Annotated in this window: 11 protein-coding genes; all 11 read left to right on the forward strand. The window is 39.1% G+C overall.

Annotated features, from left to right (window positions below; all coding sequences use genetic code 11):
- Nucleotides 1–83: 83 nt before the first annotated feature.
- The 11 genes from ACPPVU_RS13940 (at nt 84) to ACPPVU_RS13990 (ending at nt 22,916) form a co-directional block, all read left to right on the forward strand.
- Nucleotides 84–2,441, forward strand: coding sequence for an ABC transporter permease (locus ACPPVU_RS13940; RefSeq protein WP_426667122.1), 2,358 nt, complete (start codon nt 84–86; stop codon nt 2,439–2,441).
- Between the two features lie 65 nt (nt 2,442–2,506).
- On the forward strand, nt 2,507–4,891 hold the full coding sequence (locus ACPPVU_RS13945) for an ABC transporter permease (protein WP_426667123.1): 2,385 nt from the start codon (nt 2,507–2,509) through the stop codon (nt 4,889–4,891).
- A gap of 79 nt (nt 4,892–4,970) precedes the next feature.
- Complete coding sequence (locus ACPPVU_RS13950) at nt 4,971–5,735, forward strand: head GIN domain-containing protein (protein ID WP_426667124.1); 765 nt, start codon at nt 4,971–4,973, stop codon at nt 5,733–5,735.
- A gap of 60 nt (nt 5,736–5,795) precedes the next feature.
- On the forward strand, nt 5,796–8,219 hold the full coding sequence (locus ACPPVU_RS13955) for an ABC transporter permease (protein ID WP_426667125.1): 2,424 nt from the start codon (nt 5,796–5,798) through the stop codon (nt 8,217–8,219).
- A gap of 98 nt (nt 8,220–8,317) precedes the next feature.
- On the forward strand, nt 8,318–10,693 hold the full coding sequence (locus tag ACPPVU_RS13960; RefSeq protein WP_426667126.1) for an ABC transporter permease: 2,376 nt from the start codon (nt 8,318–8,320) through the stop codon (nt 10,691–10,693).
- 84 nt (nt 10,694–10,777) lie between these two features.
- Entirely contained in the window at nt 10,778–13,171 is a 2,394-nt protein-coding gene (locus ACPPVU_RS13965; protein ID WP_426667127.1) for an ABC transporter permease, read from the forward strand.
- A gap of 265 nt (nt 13,172–13,436) precedes the next feature.
- Nucleotides 13,437–15,803 (forward strand): ABC transporter permease, encoded by a 2,367-nt coding sequence (locus ACPPVU_RS13970; protein ID WP_426667128.1) that lies wholly within the window; start codon nt 13,437–13,439, stop codon nt 15,801–15,803.
- Between the two features lie 62 nt (nt 15,804–15,865).
- Nucleotides 15,866–18,262: an ABC transporter permease gene (locus ACPPVU_RS13975; RefSeq protein WP_426667129.1), complete on the forward strand. Its 2,397-nt coding sequence runs from the start codon at nt 15,866–15,868 to the stop codon at nt 18,260–18,262.
- Nucleotides 18,263–18,345: 83 nt separating this feature from the next.
- A complete protein-coding gene (locus ACPPVU_RS13980; protein ID WP_426667130.1) occupies nt 18,346–19,377 on the forward strand; it encodes a DUF4097 family beta strand repeat-containing protein in 1,032 nt (343 codons plus the stop codon).
- Nucleotides 19,378–19,411: 34 nt separating this feature from the next.
- Nucleotides 19,412–20,440 carry a DUF4097 family beta strand repeat-containing protein gene (locus tag ACPPVU_RS13985; RefSeq protein ID WP_426667131.1) on the forward strand — a complete coding sequence of 343 codons (1,029 nt, stop codon included), beginning with the start codon at nt 19,412–19,414 and terminating at the stop codon, nt 20,438–20,440.
- Nucleotides 20,441–20,549: 109 nt separating this feature from the next.
- Nucleotides 20,550–22,916 carry an ABC transporter permease gene (locus ACPPVU_RS13990; RefSeq protein WP_426667132.1) on the forward strand — a complete coding sequence of 789 codons (2,367 nt, stop codon included), beginning with the start codon at nt 20,550–20,552 and terminating at the stop codon, nt 22,914–22,916.
- Nucleotides 22,917–22,979 lie beyond the last annotated feature (63 nt).

Consider the following 22,979-nt stretch of genomic DNA (forward strand, 5'->3'; position numbering starts at 1 on the left):
TAATTGATTTGTGAGTGTAGTGCTATTAGAAACTAAAGGTCAACCAATTAACTAATGAACAATTGAACCAATGAACTAAAACTATGATAAAGAGCTATATCACTATCGCATTCAGAAATATCAGGCGTAATTGGAGTTATGCATTTCTGAATATTTTCGGGCTTACCTTAGGTATCGCTTCCTGCCTCATTTTATTCCTTGTGGTAAGAAATGAACTTACTTTCGATAATTACAGCAAGGCAAATCGCATTTATCGTGTTACGCTGAATGCAATTGATTTTAATTCAAATGTATCACTAGCTGTCGCACCCAAAATGCGAAACGATTTCCCTGAGCTGGAACAGGTTTCGCAGGTAATGTATAGCCAGGAAGTGATGATCAAGATCAATAATAATCGCTTTAAGGAAAAAGATTTTGCCTTGGCCGATGAGCACCTGCCTCAAATATTTGATTTTCAATGGATATCCGGCGACCCTAAAACCGCTTTGAAAGAGCCCAATTCAATTGTACTTACTGAGAGCATTGCTAAAAAATATTACGGTAACACCGATCCGATGGGGCAGGTGATCAACGTTGAAAACCAATTTAATGCTAAAGTTACCGGTGTTATTAAAGATCTTCCCCCTAATCGGAGCGTGCCATTCCAAATCCTGTTATCGTTTGAAACCATCAGGAACCAGGTTAAAGGTAATATGAACAATTTCTGGGATATTGGCGGCGGGTTTTTTACTTTCATCTTATTACCGCCAAATTATCCAATTCAGCACATAAAGGACCGCATTCCGCAGTTTTTACATAAAAACTGGAACCTTAATCCAAAGGAAGTCAGGCTACCACTTCAACCGCTAAAAGACATTCATTTCGATCAGCGGTACATCAATAATGTCGTTACGCCAACCTCAAAAGATACCTACTACGCTTTGTTTGGCGTCGCGCTGCTAATCATTGTCACTGCCTGTATAAATTTTGTCAACCTCGCGACTGCCCAGGCCATAAAAAGAGCTAAAGAAGTTGGTGTACGTAAAGTTTTAGGTGCCAACCGAGGTCAGTTAATCAGGCAGTTTTTGGGCGAGACTACGGTTTTAGTATTATTTTCCCTGATCCTAGGCGTTGTGCTTGCTGCGATGTTTCTGTCAAGTTCAAATGCCTGGCTAAATATAAAACTCGATCCAACTCAACTGGCACAGCCAATGGTTATTGCTTATATCCTTGGCATTTCCATAATGGTTATTCTCATTGCCGGTTTATACCCTGCATTTGTGCAATCAGCCTTTCAGCCGGTGGATTCGTTAAAGGATAAAGGCGCCAAATTTATAAAAGGGTTCACCCTGCGCAAAGGGTTGGTTGTTGCCCAGTTCGCCATCTCGCAGATATTGATCGTCGGAACGATCATCGTGGCCAATCAAATGAACTTTTTTGAAAACCAGGACCTTGGGTTCAACAAAGAAGCAATCGTTTCATTTTATATTCCTGATAATGCTAAAAAAGATGTATTACATGAGCAATTGGTTAACAATGCTGGTGTAGAACAGGTTACGTTCTCTAATGGCGCCCCATCTTATAATAATAACTTCAACAGCTTTACGGCTCCGCAATTTGGCATAGTCAAGGATGATATTTGTGAACTGAAACGTGTTGATGAAAACTACATCGACATGTTCGGCTTGAAAATGCTTGCGGGTCAGAAGATATTCAAAAAATCTCCAAAAGATACGATCCTTCAGATTGTTGTTAACCAGACTCTTATTGAGAAAATGGGAATAACAAATCCTGAGAAAGCAATTGGGCAGCATATAAAATTCGATAATACATCTGCTACGATCATAGGTGTAATTCATGACTTCCAAAGTGAATCAAAGCATAAAAAACGTCGGGCCTGTGCATTATTTTATAATCCCAATAGCGTCTTTATGGCGAGTGTGAAACTACGTGCCGGTACTATAAACAAAACCATGGACAAGATCGGTAAATCATGGTCGGCTTTATTCCCTGATAATTTATTCGAATATAAATTCCTGGATGACCACATCGCCGGCTTTTATATCCAGGAGCAGAAAGAATACACTGCCTTTAAGATATTTTCAGGCATTGCCATCATTATCGGTTGTTTGGGACTCTATGGCCTCGTGATGTTTGCTGCGGCGCAACGCACTAAGGAGGTTGGCATCCGTAAGGTGCTTGGTGCACCACTCATAAGCATTATCGGCTTGTTCTCAAAAGAGTTTGTCACGCTGATCGTAATCGCGTTTGTCATTGCAGCACCGGTAGGTTATTGGATGATGAGTAACTGGCTGAACAATTACGCCTATCACATCAGCATAGGCCCAGGAATATTTTTGGTGGCTATTGTCGCGTCGTTTGCTATTGCAGCCATAACTATTGCTTATCAAACAATAAAGGCCGCCACGGTGAACCCGGTGAAGAGTTTACGATCAGAGTGATTTAGTAATAATTAATAGTCACTGATAATTAGAGTTTAGAATTTAGTTTTTTAGAATTTGAAATCATGATACGAAACTACATCAAAACTGCATTCAGGAATCTTTGGAGGAACAAAGCATTTTCTGTAATTAACATTGTTGGCCTTAGTGTTGGCCTGGCGTGCTGTATGCTCATCTTTTTGTATACGATGGATGAGGTGAGTTATGATCGTTTCAATGTTAAAGCTGATAAGATATATCACTTAACAGCCACATTTACCAGTCCTTCGGGAGAGGCTCACAAAATATCAAGTACAGGCCAAATACACGGACCTTCATTTAAAGAAGCGATTCCTGAAATTCAGGATTTTGTAAGGTTGCAAAGCGCAAATTATACTATTAAAAAAGGTAATGATGTGTTTGACCAGGATGCTTTATTTACAGATGACAATTTCTTTTCAGTTTTTACTTTTCCACTATTGCAAGGCAATCCAAAAACGGCTTTGAAGGATATTCACTCAGTTGTACTTTCTGAAGAGATAGCGGAGAAATATTTTGGCAAAAAGGATGTGATGGGTCAGGTACTCAACCTCAAGGTGGGTGATAATTTTCAGCCTTTTACAGTGTCTGCAGTGATGAAAAAATCACCCCAAAACTCATCGGTTAAAATAAAGATGCTGCTTCCGATGAAGTTTAATCAATTAACCAATAATGATACGCATTGGGTCAACTTTTTCCTGAATACATTTTTTATAGTTAAGCCCGGTACAAATATCAAGTCTCTTGAAACAAAAATTAATAAGGTGTTTAACCAGGAAGCTGCAAGCCAAATCAAAGATGAACAAAAAAACGGATTCACCGATAAAGTCTCATTCGGATTGCAACCATTGCTGCAAATGCATACCAGTACTGATTTTCCTGCTGATAATGGTTTATCTGATGCCAGCAACCCCGTTTATTCTTATATCTTAACTGGTATAGCCCTGTTTATTTTAGTTATCGCTTGTATCAATTTTGTAAACCTTACAGTTGCCCGCTCAATCAAAAGAGCCAAGGAAATAGGTATCCGTAAAGTGGTGGGTGGTCAGCGTGGTCAACTGATCATGCAGTTTTTGGGCGAATCGTTTGTCCTGAGTTTCGTTGCTTTTGTATTGGCAATTGTGCTGGTGCAATTGGCATTGCCATTTTTTAATACACTTGCAAATAAAGCACTCTCGTTTTCTTATTTACTCAGCTTTAAACTAGTGGCCGGGTATATTGGTATATTCCTGCTTACTGGTATTCTGGCTGGATTTTATCCGGCACTGGTGCTCTCCGGGTTTAATCCTGTACAGTCCTTGTATAACAGGCAAACTTTTATGGGTAAAAATTACCTTTCAAAAGGTTTGGTGATATTGCAATTTACCTTGTCAACATTCCTGATCATTTCGACAATAACCATTTATTCTCAGTTTAACTTCCTGATGAATTATGACCTGGGGTATAACGATAAAAATGTTGTGTCTATTAATTCTTTTGGTCTCGATAAGCAGAAGTTGGCTTTGTTTAAAACGGAATTATCAAAAGACCCGGCAATCAAAAGTATCACCGCTGACCAGGGAGGAAGATGGGGTACTATAGCTCATGTTAACAATGGTCAAAAGCTTGAATTCGATATGAAGCATATCGATGAGGATTATCTCCCGCTTTTTGAAGTCCCCGTTATGAAAGGAAGAAATTTCTCGAAAGATATGGTTTCAGACAGTGGTAATTCAGTACTGGTAAATGAGTCTTTTGTTAGAGCAGCCGGCTGGAAAAAGCCTATAGGTGAAACGGTTGATTTCTTTTATAACAAAAAGAAATATACTGTTGTGGGTGTGGTAAAGGATTATCACTTCCTGTCGTTGACAGAAAAAATCCCGGCAATGCTATATTCTATGAATCCGCAATATCCTTATGGTAATATTTTCATTAAAATAAATGGCACAAACAAATCTGCTGCATTAAATCACATTGAAAGGGAATTTAAACAGGTGTTCCCGTTTATTCCCTACCAATATATCTTCAAGGATGCACAAAATGCTGAGCAATATGATAAAGAATCTAAATGGAAGCAGATAGTGACCTTCGGCGCAATACTGACCATCTTTATTTCATGTATAGGGCTTTTTGGTCTTGCAACTTTATCAGCCGAAAAACGCAAAAAAGAGATCGGCATCAGAAAAGTTCTGGGGGCAAGTGTCGAAGGAATTGTGAGGAAGCTTTCGACTGATTTTTTAATATTGGTTTTGCTGTCAGCCATAATCGCTGTCCCGGCTGCGTTATGGGCCATGCATAAGTGGCTGGAAAATTATCCTTACCGTATCAGTATGAATGCCTGGATATTTTTATTTGCTGCTGCTTTCGTGGCTATCATCGCTTTGGCTACGGTTGGTTTTCAGGCAATTAAGGCTGCAATCGCTAACCCGGTAGACAGTTTAAGAAGTGAGTAAATTTATTATGATTTAATTGTCGAATGCATGCAACCTAATGTGTTGTGAAGTCGTCTGATATAAAAACAATTAATAAACTATGAAACCATTTATTAAACTCTTATTAGCTATATTATTAGTAGTAGGTAACTGCTATGCTTTTGCAAAACCCAAGGCGGCTTTACTAGATGATAGCACATTTGTAACTGTTGACCGTCATGTTTCAGGTTTTAATAGTTTACATATTTCAGGTCCTTTTGATGTACACATTACTCAGGGTACTATTGAATCGGTTACGTTGGATGCGCCCAAAGAAATATTGGATCGTATAGTTACTGAAGTCAACAATGGAGAGCTAAGAATAAGTAATAAGCACGATAACTGGGGTTGGAGCGAAAAGAGCTGGTGGAGCGATAAAAGCTGGTGGCGTCATCACAAAAAGATTGTGGTGCATGTAACGGTGAAGGATTTAAATAGTATTAAACTCTCCGGTTCGGGCAGCGCCTTATTTGAAGAAGGACTTTCCTCCAATTCTTTAAAACTGATGGTTAGAGGTTCTGGCAATATGCAGGGAAAAGTTGCTGTTAAAAAATTAGAAAGCCACATTTCAGGTTCAGGAAATATTAAATTATCCGGTACAGCCGAAAGTTCCTCTATCAGCGTAACAGGTTCTGGCAGCTTTACAGCGCCTGAGTTGATCACGTCGAATTCTGCTGTTCATCTTTCAGGTTCGGGGGGTGCAAAAATAAATGCCAATGATAAAGTTGATGCAGCTATAAGCGGCTCCGGCGGGGTAAGTTACACAGGTACTGCGAAAATTGTTAGCAGCAAAAAAAGTGGCAGCGGAAGTATCAGCAGGTTTTAAATGCCATGGCTTCTTTTTGATTTAGAATTTAGTATTTAGAAATTAAAATTTGAAGGCATCATGATCAGAAACTATATCAAAACAGCGTTTCGTAACCTTTTAAAAAATAAAGGGTTTACCGCTATTAATATCCTGGGACTTGCTTTAGGATTGGCAACTTGTTTGCTTATAGTGTTTTATGTATTTGACGAGCTGAGCTACGATAGATATAATACCAAAGCTGATCGCATTTATCGTTTAAATAATAATATCAAATTTGGTGGGAACGAAGGCTCATACTCAGAGTCTCCTGCGCCCACAGCTGTTGCACTGAAGAGCGATTTTCCCGAAATTGAAGATGTAACCAGATTTAGACAACGCGGCGGGAATCAGGTTAAAAAGGGCAATCAAAATATCCAGGAAGATAATATGGTTTATGCAGATCCTGCTATTTTTAATGTGTTTACACTGCCTATGAGTGATGGGAATCCATCTACTGCTTTAAAGGAAACACATTCGGTTGTAATAACCGAAAAGATGGCCCTGAAATATTTTAATAGTACAAAAGCGGTAGGTAAAGTATTGACTTTTAATGACACAGCTCTTTATAAAGTGACTGGTGTAATAAAAGACATACCTAAGCAGTCACATTTTACTTTCGATTTCTTTATATCGATGCCATCACTTACCGAAAGCAAGGACGACTCCTGGTTTAGCAACAACTTTGATACTTATATTCTGTTCAGGCCTGGTGTGGATTATAAAAAATTTGAAGCCAAGTTTCCCGAATTCATAAGAAAGCATGCTGAAGCCCAACTGCAAGGCATTTTGCGCATGACCTTTGCAAAACTGGAGCAAACTGGCAATTACTTTCGGTTTAGCCTTATCCCGCTGCTGAAGATACATTTGGAGTCTAAAACTAAATACGACATGGGAAGTAAGGGCGATATTAAAATCGTCTATATATTTTCAGCAATAGCCATATTTATATTGCTTATAGCATGTGTTAATTTTATGAACCTTTCTACCGCCCGCTCTGCAAACCGCGCAAAGGAGGTGGGTGTGCGTAAAGTATTAGGTTCACCACGTAAATACCTGATCGCTCAATTTTTAACAGAGTCTGTTATGGTAACCCTGGCAGGGGCTATTATTGCGGTATTTGTGGCCTGGGCTTTTCTGCCTTTATTTAATCAGGTTTCAGCTAAGGAGCTAACTGTCACTCCTCAAATTATTGGCTGGCTGGTTCCGGTAATGATCACATTTATTATTGTGGTGGGTTGCATTGCTGGTTCTTATCCTGCATTATTTCTTTCAGGTTTTCAACCTATCGAAGTGCTTAAAGGTAAACTGGCTTCCGGTTTTAAAGGCGGAATGTTCCGTAACTCGCTGGTGGTTTTCCAGTTTTCCATTTCCATTTTTCTGATCATTGGCACTGTTGTTATCTACAATCAGTTAAAATATATCCAAAGTAAAGATCTGGGTTATGACCGCGACCATGTACTCATAGTAAACCAGGTATGGACACTCGGTAACAAAGCCAAAACATTTAAACAGGAAATTAAACAATTAGCAGGAGTAAAGAGCGTGACTTTGACAGGATATTTGCCAACGTCGGGCTACAATAACAATTCTTCTCTATTTAAAGATCCAGTATTAGATGCTAAAAGAGCTATTCAAAGTGCCATATGGAATGTTGATGAGGATTATATACCTACACTTGGCATAAAAATGAAGTCGGGGAGGAATTTTTCAATTGATATGAAGACCGATACAAGCGCAATAATAATAAACGAGGCCGCCGCGCAATTATTAGGATTTTCAAATCCACTGAATCAAATTCTTTATTTGCCGATGGATAGCAAAGCCAGCATTATGAGGCCGTTTCATATTGTTGGTGTTATCAAAGATTTTAATTTCAAATCACTCAAGGAAAATGTAACACCATTAGTTTTATTCGATAGTGAAGATACAGGGAGTCTGAGTATACGCATTAACTCTACTGATATCCCTTCATTATTGGCACAGGTTAAAAGCAAATGGAAGTCTATGTCGCCTAATTTGCAGTTTAATTACTCGTTTATGGACGAAGATTTTGATAATAATTATCGTACAGAGCAGCGTATCGGACAAATCGCTATTTCGTTTACATCCCTGGCAATTGTAATTGCCTGTCTTGGCCTATTTGGCCTGGCGGCCTTTGCAGCGGAACAGCGTACTAAAGAAATAGGTATCAGGAAGGTATTAGGAGCTAGTATGTCAACAATTGTAGGGATGTTGTCTAAAGATTTTCTGTTGCTTGTGCTTATAGCCATCTGCATAGCATCGCCATTTGCCTGGTGGGCCATGCACAAATGGCTCGAGGATTTTGCATATCATCAGAATTTTCAATGGTGGATTGTAATAGTGGCAGGTCTAGGCGCTGTCTTAATTGCCTTTGTTACCATAAGTTTCCAATCAATCAAAGCCGCATTGACAAATCCGGTGAAGAGTTTGCGTTCGGAGTGATTAGAGAGATTAGTGACCTGTGATTGTTACTAATTAAAGGTATTTGGTATAAGCAAAATAACTAATGACTATTGACTAATGACTAATAAGCTAATATCATGATCAAGAACTATTTCAAAACAGCCTGGCGTAATATCTTAAAGAATAAGTTTTACGCGAGTATCAATGTGATCGGTTTAACTGTGGGGCTTACGGTTGGACTGCTGATTTTGCTTTGGGTAAATGATGAATTGAGCTTTGATGGGTTCCATAAAAAGACTGACCAACTCTATCGGGTGAATGCCCAATTAGGTACCGGGACCACCAAGCAGGTATGGGACGGGGTACAGGCACCTATTGCAACGTTTGCCTTAAGAGAAGTTCCGGGTGTACAAAACGCGGTAAGATTGGTCACGAATTTTAGCTACGCTATTTTTAAATACGGCGATAAAACACTGGAGCCCGGCGATAACGGGATGTACTATGTTGATCCATCGTTCTTTAAGGTTTTTGATTTCAAGTTATTAAAGGGAAATGCTGATCGCCCGTTTCCGACTGACCAGTCTATTGTCATTACTGAAACTACTGCTAAACGCTTTTTTGGCGATGCCGATCCGATAGGCAAGGTTATAAAGGCAGATAATAAGGATAATTACACGGTCGCAGGTGTTATGGCCGATTTTCCTGAAAACTCCAGTATCAAGGCTGATATGCTATTCCCTATTAATTTACAGGCTAAACAATATTCGGGTAAAGATTACTGGAAATCAATGGATTCGGATTGGGGTAATTATTATGCCACTACCTTTTTGCAGTTACAACCCGGTATATCTGTAAAGTCGATTGAGGATAAGCTAACACAAATACACATTCGCAATCAGCCCGGGGCCGACGCAGCAAATGTGAAATACTTGATGCAACCTTTATCAAAATTGCATTTGTATAATTCTGATGGCTCGGAAGGGGCTATACAAACTGTCAAAATATTCTTCATAGTTGGAGTGCTGATATTGCTGATCGCCTGCATCAATTACGTTAACCTTTCTACCGCCCGTGCGATGATGCGCTCGAAGGAAGTGAGTATTCGGAAAATTATCGGAGCTGAAAGGCGTCAGTTATTTGCACAGTTTGTTGTTGAAACCGTTTTGTTTTTCACCGTTGCATTGCTGTTTTCATTTGTGGCAGTAAAACTGTTGATGCCGGTATATAACGACGTTTCCGGTAAGCAGATGACCTTTGATTTAGCCGATATAAGCGTGTGGAAAGTGATCGGGTTGATTATCATAGGTACACTTGCTGCATCGAGTATTTATCCGGCGTTATTATTGTCATCTTTTAAGCCGATCAATGCATTAAAAGGGAAAATATCCATGGGTATTGGCAATGTGCTTTTCAGAAAAGTATTGGTAGTATCCCAGTTTATATTTTCGGTTGGCTTGATCATCGGGACACTGGTTATTAATGCACAATTGAAATATATCCGCGAGAAAGACCTGGGTTATGATAAATCACAGGTTTTCTGGTTCGGCATGCGCGATATGCAGAAGAATTATGAAGCCGTACGCGCAGAGTTACTGAATCAACAAGGTATACAGGGCATTACCAGTGGCGGCGACAATATAGTAAGTATTGGTAATACCACAGGTGATACGGATTGGGATGGAAAAGCAGTTAACCAAAGTTTTATGATCCACCCGATGAGTATTGACAAGAACTTTTTTGATCTGTTCAAATTAAAACTGGTTGCAGGCAGTAGCTTTTCAGGTGCTAAAGCAGATTCTGTTCATTTTATCTTGAATGAAACTGCGGTGAAGCAGGCCGGTATAAAAGATCCAATAGGAAAAAGATTTAAACTGCATGATTGGAATGGTACAATCATTGGGGTGGTAAAGGACTTTAATTTTGCATCGCTAAAGCAAAAAATTGAGCCTTTTGTATTCTTTTTCCGCCCTCAAAATAGCTGGCGAATGTTTGTAAAAACTTCCGGCAATAATTCGGCACAGGCGATCAGCGCAGTAAGAAACCAGTGGAAGAAGTATAATGCTCAGTTCCCTTTTGACTATAATTTCCTGGATGATGAATATGACAAGATGTATAAGTCTGATCAGCGTTCTGGAACCCTCTTCAGCATGTTTGCAGGGATTGCGATACTTATATCGTGCCTTGGACTTTTGGGATTAGCCACCTACACGGCGCAGGTAAAGATCAAAGAGATAGGTATCCGCAAAGTATTGGGGGCAAGTGTTGTCGATATCACAACAATGCTTTCAAAAGATTTCCTGAGTTTGGTGCTTATCTCATTATTGATAGCCAGCCCGATTGCCTGGTATTTAATGAGTAAGTGGCTGCAAAACTACACCTATCGAACTCATCTTGCGTTGTGGGAATTTGCCCTGGCAGGTACGGTAACTATACTTATTGCCTTTGCAACCATTAGCTATCAGGCTATAAAAGCGGCACTTACAAATCCAGTAAAAAGTTTGAGAAGCGAGTAAGACTAGTCAATGATCATTAGAGTTTTAGGATTTAGCGATTAGTATTTAGAGTTTACAATTTAGGTTTTAGAATTTTTAAAAATCATGTTACGAAATTATTTCAAAATCGCTTTGCGCAATTTGTGGAAGAACAAAATGGCTTCTTTCATTAACATTTTCGGACTAACTATCGGGTTATGCAGCTGTTTGCTGATCGGATTGTATATTCAGCACGAATTGAACTACGACAACTTTCAAAAGAAAGGCGACCGCATTGCCCGTGTGATAATGGAGTACAAGTTTGATGGTGGTACAGAATTTAAGAAAGGCAATTTTACAAGCGCCCGGGTGGCACCAATTTTCAAACAGACATTTCCTGAAATAGAATCCGCGGTAAGGATGACCGACTACACCCGCGTGGTACAATACCGGGATAAGCTCATCAATGAGAAGTCATTTATGTATGCAGATCCTTCCTTCTTTAACCTGTTTTCCTTCACATTACTGCAGGGTGATCCGGCTAATGTGCTTAAAGCGCCTAATCAGGTTGTAGTAACAGAATCTACTGCTAAGAGATATTTTGCTAATGAAAATCCGGTTGGGAAAGTTATGAAAGTAGGCACCGATACCACGCTTTATCAAGTGACAGGCGTTATACAGGATTGCCCTTCAAATTCGCAGATAAAATATGATTTCCTGGCATCATGGTCATCATTAAAATTGGCGGATGAAGAGAAAACTTACTGGGATGCAAATTATACTACGTATTTATTGCTAAGAAATAAAGAATCTATAGCCCCACTTCAAGGCAAGATCACACCATTTATGAGAAAGGAAATGGCTGGACAAGGAGCAACCGTAAATTTCGACCTGGAGCCTTTTGCAAAAATCCACCTTTATTCTCCGTACGACGGGTTCGAACCTAATAATAGCATTACCTACATTTATATTTTAGAAGCAGTTGCCTTGTTAATGCTGATAATAGCCTGCTTTACCTATGTTAATTTAAATACAGCCCGTTCTATGGAAAGGGCAAGAGAAGTAGGTGTACGTAAAGTGATTGGTGCAGACAATAAACAACTTTTCTGGCAGTTTATTGGTGAATCTGTAATGATCTGTACAATTGCCACTATCCTGAGCATTATTTTGGCAGCTATTCTTCTTCCCGTGTTTAACCAACTCACAGAAAAACAATTAAACATTAGTGCTTTCTTATCATTCCAATTTATTGGAGGGGCATTAGCATTAATCATATTGGTTAGTCTGCTGGCTGGTACTTACCCTGCTTTGATACTTTCTAATTTTCAACCGGTAAAAGTGTTAAAGGGAGCTTTTAAAAACACTGATTCGGGGCAGTGGGTACGCAAATCATTGATCGTATTCCAGTTCTCCATATCGGTAATGCTTATCATAGCTACTTTTATCATGCAAAAGCAGCTTAATTATATTCAAAACCGGAAATTAGGTTATAATCGCGACCAGATCCTTGTGTTACCGATGGACAATAAAATGCTGGCTAAGGTAGATTTAGTCAAACAGGAACTCAGATCAAATTCTAATGTAATCAGTGTAGCCCGTTGTACCAATCCTCCCACAAATATTGTGAGCGGATACAATATGCGTTCGTCCACAATGCCCGAAACCCAACAGATAGCGGTTACAGCCAATGTTGTGGATGAGGATTTTGTTAATACAATTGGGTTACAGATACTAACAGGCTCAAATCTAACACAGCAGGATGTAAAAGATGCATCTTATGACGATTATAAAAAGAACAACTTCCATTTTATTTTAAATGAATCAGCCGCGCGACAATTGGGGTGGACACCTGAACAAGCGATTGGAAAAAAGATGTTCCTGGATGATTCCCGTCCGGGTTATGTTAAAGCGGTTGTTAAAGATTTTAATTTCGAATCACTGCATAATCCTATTCGGCCATTAGTGTTGTTTCCGGAAGCCAGGGGACAGATATTGTTATTGAAATTAAAAGGCAATAACCTTCAGCAAACTATTTCTTTTTTGGAATCAAAATGGAAACAACTTGTGCCTTACCGGCCTTTTGAATATCATTTTCTTGATGAGGATTTCAATAGACTATACAGTTCTGAGCTACGGTTGGGAAAGGTACTAACCATTTTTGCCTCTATCGCTATTATATTGGCGTGTTTAGGTTTGTTGGGATTATCATCTTATTCAGCCAAGCAACGCATTAAAGAAATAGGTATACGCAAAGTACTGGGTGCAGGCATAGGTAACATTGCAGCTTTGTTATCGGTTGATTTTGTGAAATTGGTTTTTGTAGCTATCATTATTTCAACTCCGATAGCCTGGTGGATGATGAATACATGGTTGCAAAGCTTTGCTTATAAAACACAAATGAGCTGGTGGATATTTGTATTTGCCGGAGGTAGCGCAGTATTTATCGCTTTGGCAACTATCAGCTTTCAAGCCATTAAAGCTGCATTAGCAAATCCTGTTAAAAGTTTGAGGAGCGAGTAATTTTTAGTCTTAAGTCTCGAGTTTTGAGTATTAAGTCGTTGCTTACTTTTAACTCAAGACTAAAAACTCAGGACTCAAAAGACTGTATCATAACCGTACACTTGTGTTACACAAGCGAACATCTATTTTTATTCTTTTTATAATAAATAGTTGATTTATAATTGATTATCTATTTGGTATTTTTTTTAACACTTCTTATAAATTATATCTCCATATTTAAAATAGGATAGAGTTTAGGATTTAGAACTTAGAATTTAAAAGAATCATGATAAAGAACTATTTGAAAGTTGCCTGGCGCAACCTGGTCAGAAATAAGTTTTTTTCGGCTATCAATATATTGGGTTTGGCTTTGGGGATGACATGCAGTATCCTGATCTTATTATGGGTGCAAAATGAGTTAAGCATTGACTCATTTCATACCAATAAGGATAGATTATATTCTGTTTATGAACGACAGTTCTATGATCATAAAGTGCATGGACAATATTCAACTCCGGGTATTCTCGCAGACGAGTTAAAAAAAGTTGTACCTGATATTGAATATGCCACTGAAACTACACTTGGGGATATAAGTACTTTCCGTGCAGGTGAAAAAATATTGAAAATGCCAGGTGGTTTTGCAAGTGCTGATTTTTTTAAGATGTTTAGTTTCCCATTAATACGGGGCAATGTTCAGTCAGCGTTAAACGATCCGTCCAACATAGCTATTTCCAGAAAAATGGCTGAGGAGTTTTTTGGTAGCCCACAGGCAGCTATTGGAAAATCAATAAGGTACGAAAACAGGGTGAATTTTAACATCGCTGCGGTATTTGAAAATGTTCCTGAAAATGCATCTGAAAAATTTGATTATCTGGTCAACTGGTTCCAGTATTTAAAAGACAACCCATGGGCTAAAAATTGGGATAGCAATAGCCCGGCTACATTTATTATGTTAAAACCCAACACAGATGCCGTAACTGTAAATAAAAAACTCACTCATTTTGTTGACACTTATCTTAAACCCAGCCCTGCCTTCAAAGAGGAATTGGCAATGCAAAAGTTGGATGAAACTTATCTTAATTCTGATTTGAAAGAAGGAAAACCATCCGGCGGCAGGATTGAATATGTCCATTTGTTTAGCGTTGTTGCCGTCTTTATAATGCTCATTGCGTGTATTAATTTCATGAATTTAACAACAGCGCGCTCAATAAAGAGGGCTCGTGAAATAGGTGTGCGGAAAGTAGTAGGGGCGGTTCGGTCTGTATTGATCAGGCAATTTATTGGCGAGGCTATACTGTTAACCTTTTTGGCAGTACTGATTGCTGCATTCCTGGTTGCTGTATTGTTGCCGGTATTTAATTCGGTAACACAAAAACAGATTGAATACCCCGCCGGTCAGTTTTCTTTTTGGTTATGGCTTGCAGGTCTGACATTGGTGACGGGATTTATTTCAGGCAGCTATCCGGCATTATTCTTATCAAGTTTTAATCCTGTTAAAGTGTTGAAGGGTACAGTAAAACTTAGTGCAGGTTCAGCCATGTTTCGTAAGGGATTGGTGATTTTACAATTTTTCTTATCAATTATACTTATTGTCGGAACGATAGTGATATCCAAACAGGTGAATTACATCCAGAATAAGAATTTAGGTTATGACAGAGAGAATATGATTTTTGTCCCTGCTGAAGGTGATCTGGTATCAAAATATGAAATTTTTAAAGATGAAGCTTTAAAAATGCCCGGTATTAAAAATATAACCCGCATAACATCTAACCCAACAAACTTCAGCAGCAGCACAAGCGGGGTGACATGGGACGGTAAAGACCAGAATATCAATATCGAGTTTACCCAGGTGAGCGTAGGTTATGATTTTATAAAAACCATGAAGCTGCAAATGGCACAAGGCCGCGATTTTTCAAAAGATTTTGCGACGGATACGATAAATTACCTGATCAATGAAACCGGGTTAAAAAGAACAGGTTACAAAGACCCTATCGGAAAGCCGTTTACCATGTGGGGTAGAAAAGGGAAAATAGTCGGGATTTTAAAAGATTTTCATTTCCATTCACTTCATAATGCGATTGATCCATTAGTAGTGCGGCTGGGGGAGAATCTGGATTATGGCAGTATCTTGATACGGACACAACCGGGGCAAACAAAACAAGCGATAGCAACTATTGGAAAGCTTTGCCGCGAACTTAATCCCAATTTTACTTTCACCTATCAGTTCTCGGACCTCGAATATCAAAAGCTATATAACAATGAGCAAGTAATTAGTAAGTTATCTGATGCTTTCGCATTCCTGGCAATATTTATTTCGTGCATGGGATTGTTGGGATTAGCTATGTTCACTGCCGAGCAACGTACCAAAGAGATAGGCATTCGGAAGGTATTAGGCGCAAGTGTAGCTTCATTATTTACACTTTTATCCAGGGAATTTATCATACTGGTAATTATTTCACTATTTATCGCAACGCCAGTGTCATGGTATGCAATGAATAAGTGGCTATTGAATTATCACTATCATATCGACGTTGCCTGGTGGGTATTCCTGTTATCAGGTGTGATAGCAATACTGATTACACTGGTAACTGTTAGTTTCCAATCAGCAAAAGCTGCGCTGATGAATCCGATTAAAAGTTTGCGTTCAGAGTGATTTATTTGTCATTAGTCACTGGTCATTAGAGTTTAAGATTTAGAGCTTAGAATTTTATAATCATGATAAAAAATTATTTTAAGATCGCCTGGCGCAATCTTTGGAAAAACAAAGTGTTTTCCGCTATCAACATTATTGGCCTGGCTGTAGGCATGGCGGCATTTATGGTGATCATGATGTTTGTTGCCTATGAAAAAAGCTTTGATAACTTTCACACCAAAAACATTTACAGGTTAAATGAGGTGCAAACTGTAGGCAGCGAAGGTACTACTCAAAAGGTGGCCTTATCAATGTTCCCGATGGGACCTGCTTTGAAACAGGAAATTCCTGAGATCAAAAACTTTACAAGGATAAGATGGCAACAAAAATACCAAATGACTTATGACAAAAAGAAGCTCTTTTTACCTCAAACATTTTTTGTTGATTCAACCTTCTTTAAAATATTTGATTTTCAAATCGTTCGCGGCGATAAGCTGGGTTTATTAAAACCGCATAGTGCGATGATCACTGAGGAAACGGCAAAAAATTTATTTGGTGATACCGATCCGATTGGGAAAACAATAACACACTACGGTGATGATACGGTTACTTTCGCTGTAACAGCCATATTGGCTAATGTACCTAAAAACTCGCAATTACAATTTGATGCCTTATTCTCTTTCAGCAGTATATACAAGCCATGGATGTTTACTAACTGGGGTGGTAACTGGCTTAATACCTATCTTGACCTCGCGCCAGGTACCAATCCTGCATCGCTTGAGAAAAAATTTCCGGCATTCATAAAAAAACACCTCGGTCCGGACGGCAATAAGTACATGAAACTGTTTGTTTTGCCACTAAAGGATGTGCACTCTAACTCGGCCGATATCGGGTTAGATTATATCAATTTCCAAAAATTTGATAGAAAGTCGACCAATCTTTTTGCCATAATAGCACTTATTGTGTTAGTTATTGCATGTGTTAATTTCATTAACTTATCTACTGCACACTCGACAGAAAGGGCAAAGGAAGTGGGGATTCGCAAATCAATAGGAGCACATCGTTTTCAGCTGGCTATTCAATTTCTCAGTGAAACGGTTTTGATCTCTTTTATCGCATTGGCATTTGCAATAGGATTGGTTGAACTATCTCTGCCTTATATTAACAATCTAAGCGAAAGGCACATTTCATTAAATATATTCAACAGCTTGGGCTTTATAATTACTGTTTTTGGTGGTACAATATTGATAGGGGTATTATCAGGTATTTACCCGGCCATATATTTATCTTCTTTCCAGGCGGTAAGAGTTTTAAAGGGTTCAATCAAAATAGGTAAGGATAAAGGACTACTTAGGAACATATTGGTTGTTACACAATTTGCCAGTGCCATTTTTCTAATGATAGCCACTGTGTTTGTGCTAAGGCAGTTACGTTACATGCAGAAACAAGATCCGGGTTACGATCGCGAACAGATTGTTAATATTCCTTTAGACGGTGTTACTACAAAAAAATATGATTCGTTTAAGAGTGCATTAGCCGGCAATACTTTAATAACTGGGGTTACAGCTTCGCAGGATATTTTAGGAAGCCATTTAGATCAAACAACAGTAACATTTAAACCAACTAATGGAGCAAAGCAGCAGTTGGGCACAACGCTGCTGGTTGTTGATACTAATTATTTAAACCTCTATAAAATTAAGCTGGCAGCTGGTAAAAACTTCTCTGGTGGCAAAACACCCGATGGTCGTGAATATATTATTAATGAAGCACTGGCTAAAGAGCTTTTGAAAGACACTCCCAAAGCACCGATGTCGTCGTTAATAGGGCAGCAGTTCGGATTTGATTCATTAGGTACTATTCGAGCTGTAGTAAAAAACTTCAATTTTAATTCATTACAGTATAAGATCGAGCCATTATTTATGGTGGGCGCTGTACATTGGGGCTTTAGGAATATCTCAGTTAAGATCAATGGTGGACAAACTTCACAGGCGCTTGCTTTTATAAAATCAAAATGGAACAGTATTTATCCTGATTATCCTTTTGAATACCAATTTTTAGATGACCACTTTAACGAAGTTTATAAGGCAGATGACCAAAAAAGTCAGATTGTGGGTATCCTTGCCGGCCTGGCCATATTTATATCTTGCTTAGGATTATTTGGTTTAGCATCTTATTCTGCCGAAAAAAGGGTGAAGGAAATAGGTGTCCGCAAAGTATTAGGGGCATCCGTGCAAAGGATTGTACTGTTACTGTCTGGCAATTTCCTTAAACTGGTTTTGATCGCTAATATCATAGCATGGCCCTCAGCCTGGTATGCAATGCATGTATGGCTATCAGATTACGCTTATCGCATTGACATAACGTGGGTGACCTTTGTCATTGTTGCCGTTGTATCTGTGCTGATAGCACTTTTAACAATCAGTTTCCAGTCTATTAAAGCTGCGATTGCCAATCCGGTAAAGAGTTTGCGAAGTGAGTGATGAGAAATATTTAACAATTTTTATAAACTCATGCAACGTATGGGTTTAAAAGTAAGTCTAATAGATAAACCAAAACAAAAATTATGAAGACTTTTATTTTATCATGTTTTATTGCCATGCAGGCAGCTACATGTTTAGCACAGGACGATAAGACCCCATACCTTACCAAATCATTAGCCAGTGACGCTATTAATAGCGTTATAGTAAATACGTCAGCAGGCGGTATTGAAGTTAGCGGACAAAGCGGTCAGCAACCGAGAGTAGAAGTTTATATCAGGGGGAATAATAACCGTGTGCTTTCAAAAGAAGAGATCAAAAAACGCCTTGATGAAGATTATGATCTGAGCGTTACAGTTAACGGGCATGAGGTAACAGCTATTGCTAAAACAAAACATCATTTTGATAACTGGAGAAACCAGATCAGTATTTCATTTAAAGTATTTGTTCCGGAAAATTCATCTACTGATCTGAAAACCAGTGGTGGGGGAATTCAACTGGATCACCTTAAAGGCACAGAGAATTTTACCACAAGTGGTGGTGGGTTACAAATTGATCACCTAATCGGAATGATACATGGTCATACTTCAGGAGGCGGCATTGAAGTCTCTAATTCCAGCGAAGACATAGACCTGCAAACCAGTGGTGGTGGTATCAATGCGAAAAATTGTAGCGGCAAAATCAAGCTGAATACTTCGGGTGGCGGTTTGCGTCTTGAAAATTTAAAAGGAGAAATCAATGCGCATACCAGTGGCGGTGGCGTAGAAGGTAGCAATATAGAAGGTGAATTGATCACTAGTACGTCAGGCGGTGGTATCGATTTGAAAGGAATGAATTGCAGCCTGGATGCTACAACAAGTGCCGGTAGTTTGAATGCACAGATGATTCATGTTGGAAAATATTTAAGATTGAATTCAAGTGCAGGAAACGTTAATATAGAATTGCCTGCAAAGCAAGGCCTCGATCTTAATCTAAGAGGCGACAGAGTGAATCAACATCAATTTAATGGCTTTAACGGGGAATGGAATGAAAACCATGTAAGAGGTACTGTTAATGGTGGGGGAGTACCTGTAACAGCATCTGCATCAAGTGGCGATATTAACGTGAGATTCAATTAATAATAATCAATCAACATACCTAATAAATAAAATTATGAAAGCATATATCATATTATTTGTCCTGGCCTGCCAAAGTGTTTTTGTAGTAGCACAGGAAAACAAGCCACCTTACCTTACAAAACCCTTGTCAGGGGAAGCTATCAAGAACGTTTATGTAACTACATCTGGAGGCAGCATTACTGTTAGTGGTGCGGCAGACGAGAAGCCACGTATAGAGGTCTATATCACAGGTAATAATGGATTTACCCCATCAAACGATGAGATTAAAAAACGCCTGTCAGAAGATTATGATCTGAATATATCTGTTAATGGTGGCGAATTACGCGCCACGGCCAAAAACAAACATGATGGCAATTGGGACTGGAAAAAATCGTTGAACATTGCTTTTAGAGTGTATGTATCAAAAAATGTAGCTACTAACCTGGAAACAAGCGGTGGAAGCATTCATTTAGATAATTTAAGCGGCGACGAAAAATTCGGTACAAGTGGTGGCAGTTTACATATTGATAAGCTAACCGGTAATATACACGGAAGAACCTCTGGTGGAAGCATATCAGTTTCTAACTCGGGTCAGAACATCGATCTGCAAACCAGTGGCGGTAGTGTTCATGCCGATAATTGCACAGGAACCATCAAATTGGAAACTTCCGGTGGATCATTGCATCTGAACGAGTTAAGCGGGAAAATTGACGCTACAACCAGTGGTGGCAGCATACAAGCCAGCAACATTAAAGGCGAATTACGCACAGGAACATCTGGCGGTAGTGTTAACTTAAGTGGTCTTGCCTGCAGTTTGGATACCTATACCAGCGGCGGAAGCATCAATGTGGAAATAAGCCAATTAGGTAAATATGTTAAAATAGATGCCAGCAGCGGTCACGTTGATCTGCGTTTACCAAACAAAGGACTTGATTTAAACCTGCGTGGTAACAAGGTTAATGCTGACCTTGGTAGTAATTTCAGCGGAACTAAAGACAAAGACAGGATAGAAGGCAAACTGAATGGTGGCGGTATACCTGTTGATGTTAATGGCGGTGGTCGTGTTAACCTGACGCTGAATTAATAATCAGTGATTAGAGATTAGTTAACCAGTGATTAGTCAATTGGGATGCCTTTATAATTCGTCAATAATCTTTAGAGTTTAGATTTTAGGATTTAGAGCTTATTACATCATGATAAAAAACTATTTTAAAGTTGCCTGGAGAAATTTAAGACGAAACAGCCTTTACAGCCTGATCAATATTGGTGGTCTTGCTATAGGTATGACGGTTAGTTTTATGCTGCTCATATATGTTTATAATGAGTTTAGTTTCGATAAGTTCAATACGAATAGAGATCGCCTGTATCGTGTTCTGAGGAATCAACCAAGCAACGGCGAACTCATGACTAATGGGGCTACGCCGATACCTCTTGCTCCGGCAATGATAAAGGACTTCCCGGAGATTGAAAAAGTAGCGCGTACCAACTGGCCCTATGATGTCCTCGTGAATTATAAAGACAAGTCGTTAAAGGTAAATACCATGGCCGCAGATCCGTCAATACTGGATATGTTCAGTTTTGATTTTATTCGCGGTAACAAGAAAAGCGCGTTTAATGATATATCATCCATTGTACTTACCGAATCAAGTGCTAAATCAATATTTGGCGATGTCAATCCCATCGGACAAGTGATTAAATTTAATAACCAGGTTCCGCTTAAAGTTAGTGCTGTGATAAAGGATAATCCAGTGAATTCAACTTTTAACTTTAATGCACTTATTTCATGGGATCAGTTGGCGGCTCAGCAAAGCTGGTTGAAAACTTCGGGTTGGGGTAATTATTCTTTCATGACTTATGCTATGTTGAAGCAAGGTGCCTCACAAGCAAAAGTCAACGCCAAACTAAAGGGTATAGTAGCTAAATATGATCCGAATAATAAAGAGAACACCATATTTCTATATCCTTTTGCAAAATTTCACTTATATAGCGATTTTAAAAATGGTGTGGCTGTAGGCGGCGAAATTGAGCACGTGCGCCTGTTTTTATTCCTTGCTATAGGGATACTGCTTATTGCCTGTATCAACTTTATGAACCTTTCAACCGCCCGCTCAGAACGACGTGCGCGGGAAGTTGGGATTCGTAAAGCAATAGGTGCCCGGCGTTGGGGATTGATCACACAGTTTATGGGCGAATCCCTGTTGATGGCGTTTATATCGTTTGCGTTTTCATTGATACTGATATACAGTTTAATCGATGATTTCAGTACTATTATTAATATAAAACTTTCTATTCCATACACCAACGTATATGCCTGGCTGTCTGCTCTGGGTGTGATCCTGGTGACTGGGATAATAGCAGGAAGTTATCCGGCATTTTTCTTATCCGCATTCAGGCCTGTAAAGGTGCTGAAGGGCCAGTTAGTATCAGTGAAATCAACCATAACACCACGCAAAACACTGGTTGTAATCCAATTTGCATTCGCAACCTTCCTGATATTATCGAGTATATTTATTTACAAGCAGATCATCTTTATAAAGAATCGCCCTGTTGGATACGATCAGCGTGGCCTTGTCGAACTACCTGATGAAGGTACTATGGATAAACAGTTCGAGAACTTCCGGAGAGATGCCATTAATACAGGTGCAATTACAGACGGGGCATTAACAGGTAATAGCATATCTAATAATAATAGTAGTTCATGGGGGATTACCTGGCAGGGCCAGTTACCCGGTGAAGACAAACTTCCGATAGATCAAATAGCTGTTACTTATCATTTTACCAATACTTACGGATTAAAGCTTGTGGAAGGTCGTGATTTTTCAGAAGCATATCCTGCTGATTCAGCAGCTATTATACTTAACCAGGCTGCTGTAAAACTGATGCGTTTTAAAGACCCTTTGGGACAGATGGTAAAATATCAAGGGAATCAATGTAGGGTAGTAGGGGTAGTTGAAAATTTTGTGTGGGGATCGCCACACGAACCCGTTAAGCCTGCCATTATAGGTTTCATAAAAGGATGGACAGGAAGTATTGGCTTGCGCCTTAACCCAGCAAAATCAGTAAGCAGCAGTATGGCGATCATACAGGATATTTACAAAAAATACAATCCTGAGTATCCATTTGAATATAAATTTGTTGATGAAAAATTTGCCAGTAAGTTCCGCACTGAAAAAATGCTGGGTAATATGGCTATTGGTTTTACTTGCCTGGCAATTATCATTTCCTGTCTGGGTCTGTTTGGATTAGCCTCATTCTCTGCTGAACAACGTCGCAAAGAGATTGGCATACGCAAAGTATTGGGGGCATCTATCAGCAGTCTTTGGCTTAACCTGTCACAAGAATTTGTTTGGCTGGTATTGATAGCATTTCCGTTTGGCGCATTTTTTAGCTGGTATTTAATAGATAAATGGATGGCTGATTTTACTTACCGGACCCCATTAAGCTGGTGGGTATTTATAGCTACAATGGTGATAAGTCTTATTATCTGTATGATAACAGTGAGCTGGCAGGCAATAAAAGCGGCACTTACCAATCCGGTAAAAAGTTTAAGAAGTGAGTAACCTTTTTCTTTGACGGGTAGTCTTATAAATAATTCGATAACCGGTTGATAAAATCTTAAGATC

Origin of the sequence: Mucilaginibacter sp. McL0603, assembly GCF_049992945.1 — a bacterium.
In the GTDB taxonomy this organism is placed as follows: Bacteria; Bacteroidota; Bacteroidia; order Sphingobacteriales; family Sphingobacteriaceae; genus Mucilaginibacter.

What these genes read in the sequence shown, in the direction of transcription:
- ACPPVU_RS13940 (WP_426667122.1), top strand. Translation starts at nt 84, where the DNA reads ATGATAAAGAGCTATATCACTATCGCATTCAGAAATATCAGGCGTAAT.
- ACPPVU_RS13945 (WP_426667123.1), top strand. Translation starts at nt 2,507, where the DNA reads ATGATACGAAACTACATCAAAACTGCATTCAGGAATCTTTGGAGGAAC.
- ACPPVU_RS13950 (WP_426667124.1), top strand. Translation starts at nt 4,971, where the DNA reads ATGAAACCATTTATTAAACTCTTATTAGCTATATTATTAGTAGTAGGT.
- ACPPVU_RS13955 (WP_426667125.1), top strand. Translation starts at nt 5,796, where the DNA reads ATGATCAGAAACTATATCAAAACAGCGTTTCGTAACCTTTTAAAAAAT.
- ACPPVU_RS13960 (WP_426667126.1), top strand. Translation starts at nt 8,318, where the DNA reads ATGATCAAGAACTATTTCAAAACAGCCTGGCGTAATATCTTAAAGAAT.
- ACPPVU_RS13965 (WP_426667127.1), top strand. Translation starts at nt 10,778, where the DNA reads ATGTTACGAAATTATTTCAAAATCGCTTTGCGCAATTTGTGGAAGAAC.
- ACPPVU_RS13970 (WP_426667128.1), top strand. Translation starts at nt 13,437, where the DNA reads ATGATAAAGAACTATTTGAAAGTTGCCTGGCGCAACCTGGTCAGAAAT.
- ACPPVU_RS13975 (WP_426667129.1), top strand. Translation starts at nt 15,866, where the DNA reads ATGATAAAAAATTATTTTAAGATCGCCTGGCGCAATCTTTGGAAAAAC.
- ACPPVU_RS13980 (WP_426667130.1), top strand. Translation starts at nt 18,346, where the DNA reads ATGAAGACTTTTATTTTATCATGTTTTATTGCCATGCAGGCAGCTACA.
- ACPPVU_RS13985 (WP_426667131.1), top strand. Translation starts at nt 19,412, where the DNA reads ATGAAAGCATATATCATATTATTTGTCCTGGCCTGCCAAAGTGTTTTT.
- ACPPVU_RS13990 (WP_426667132.1), top strand. Translation starts at nt 20,550, where the DNA reads ATGATAAAAAACTATTTTAAAGTTGCCTGGAGAAATTTAAGACGAAAC.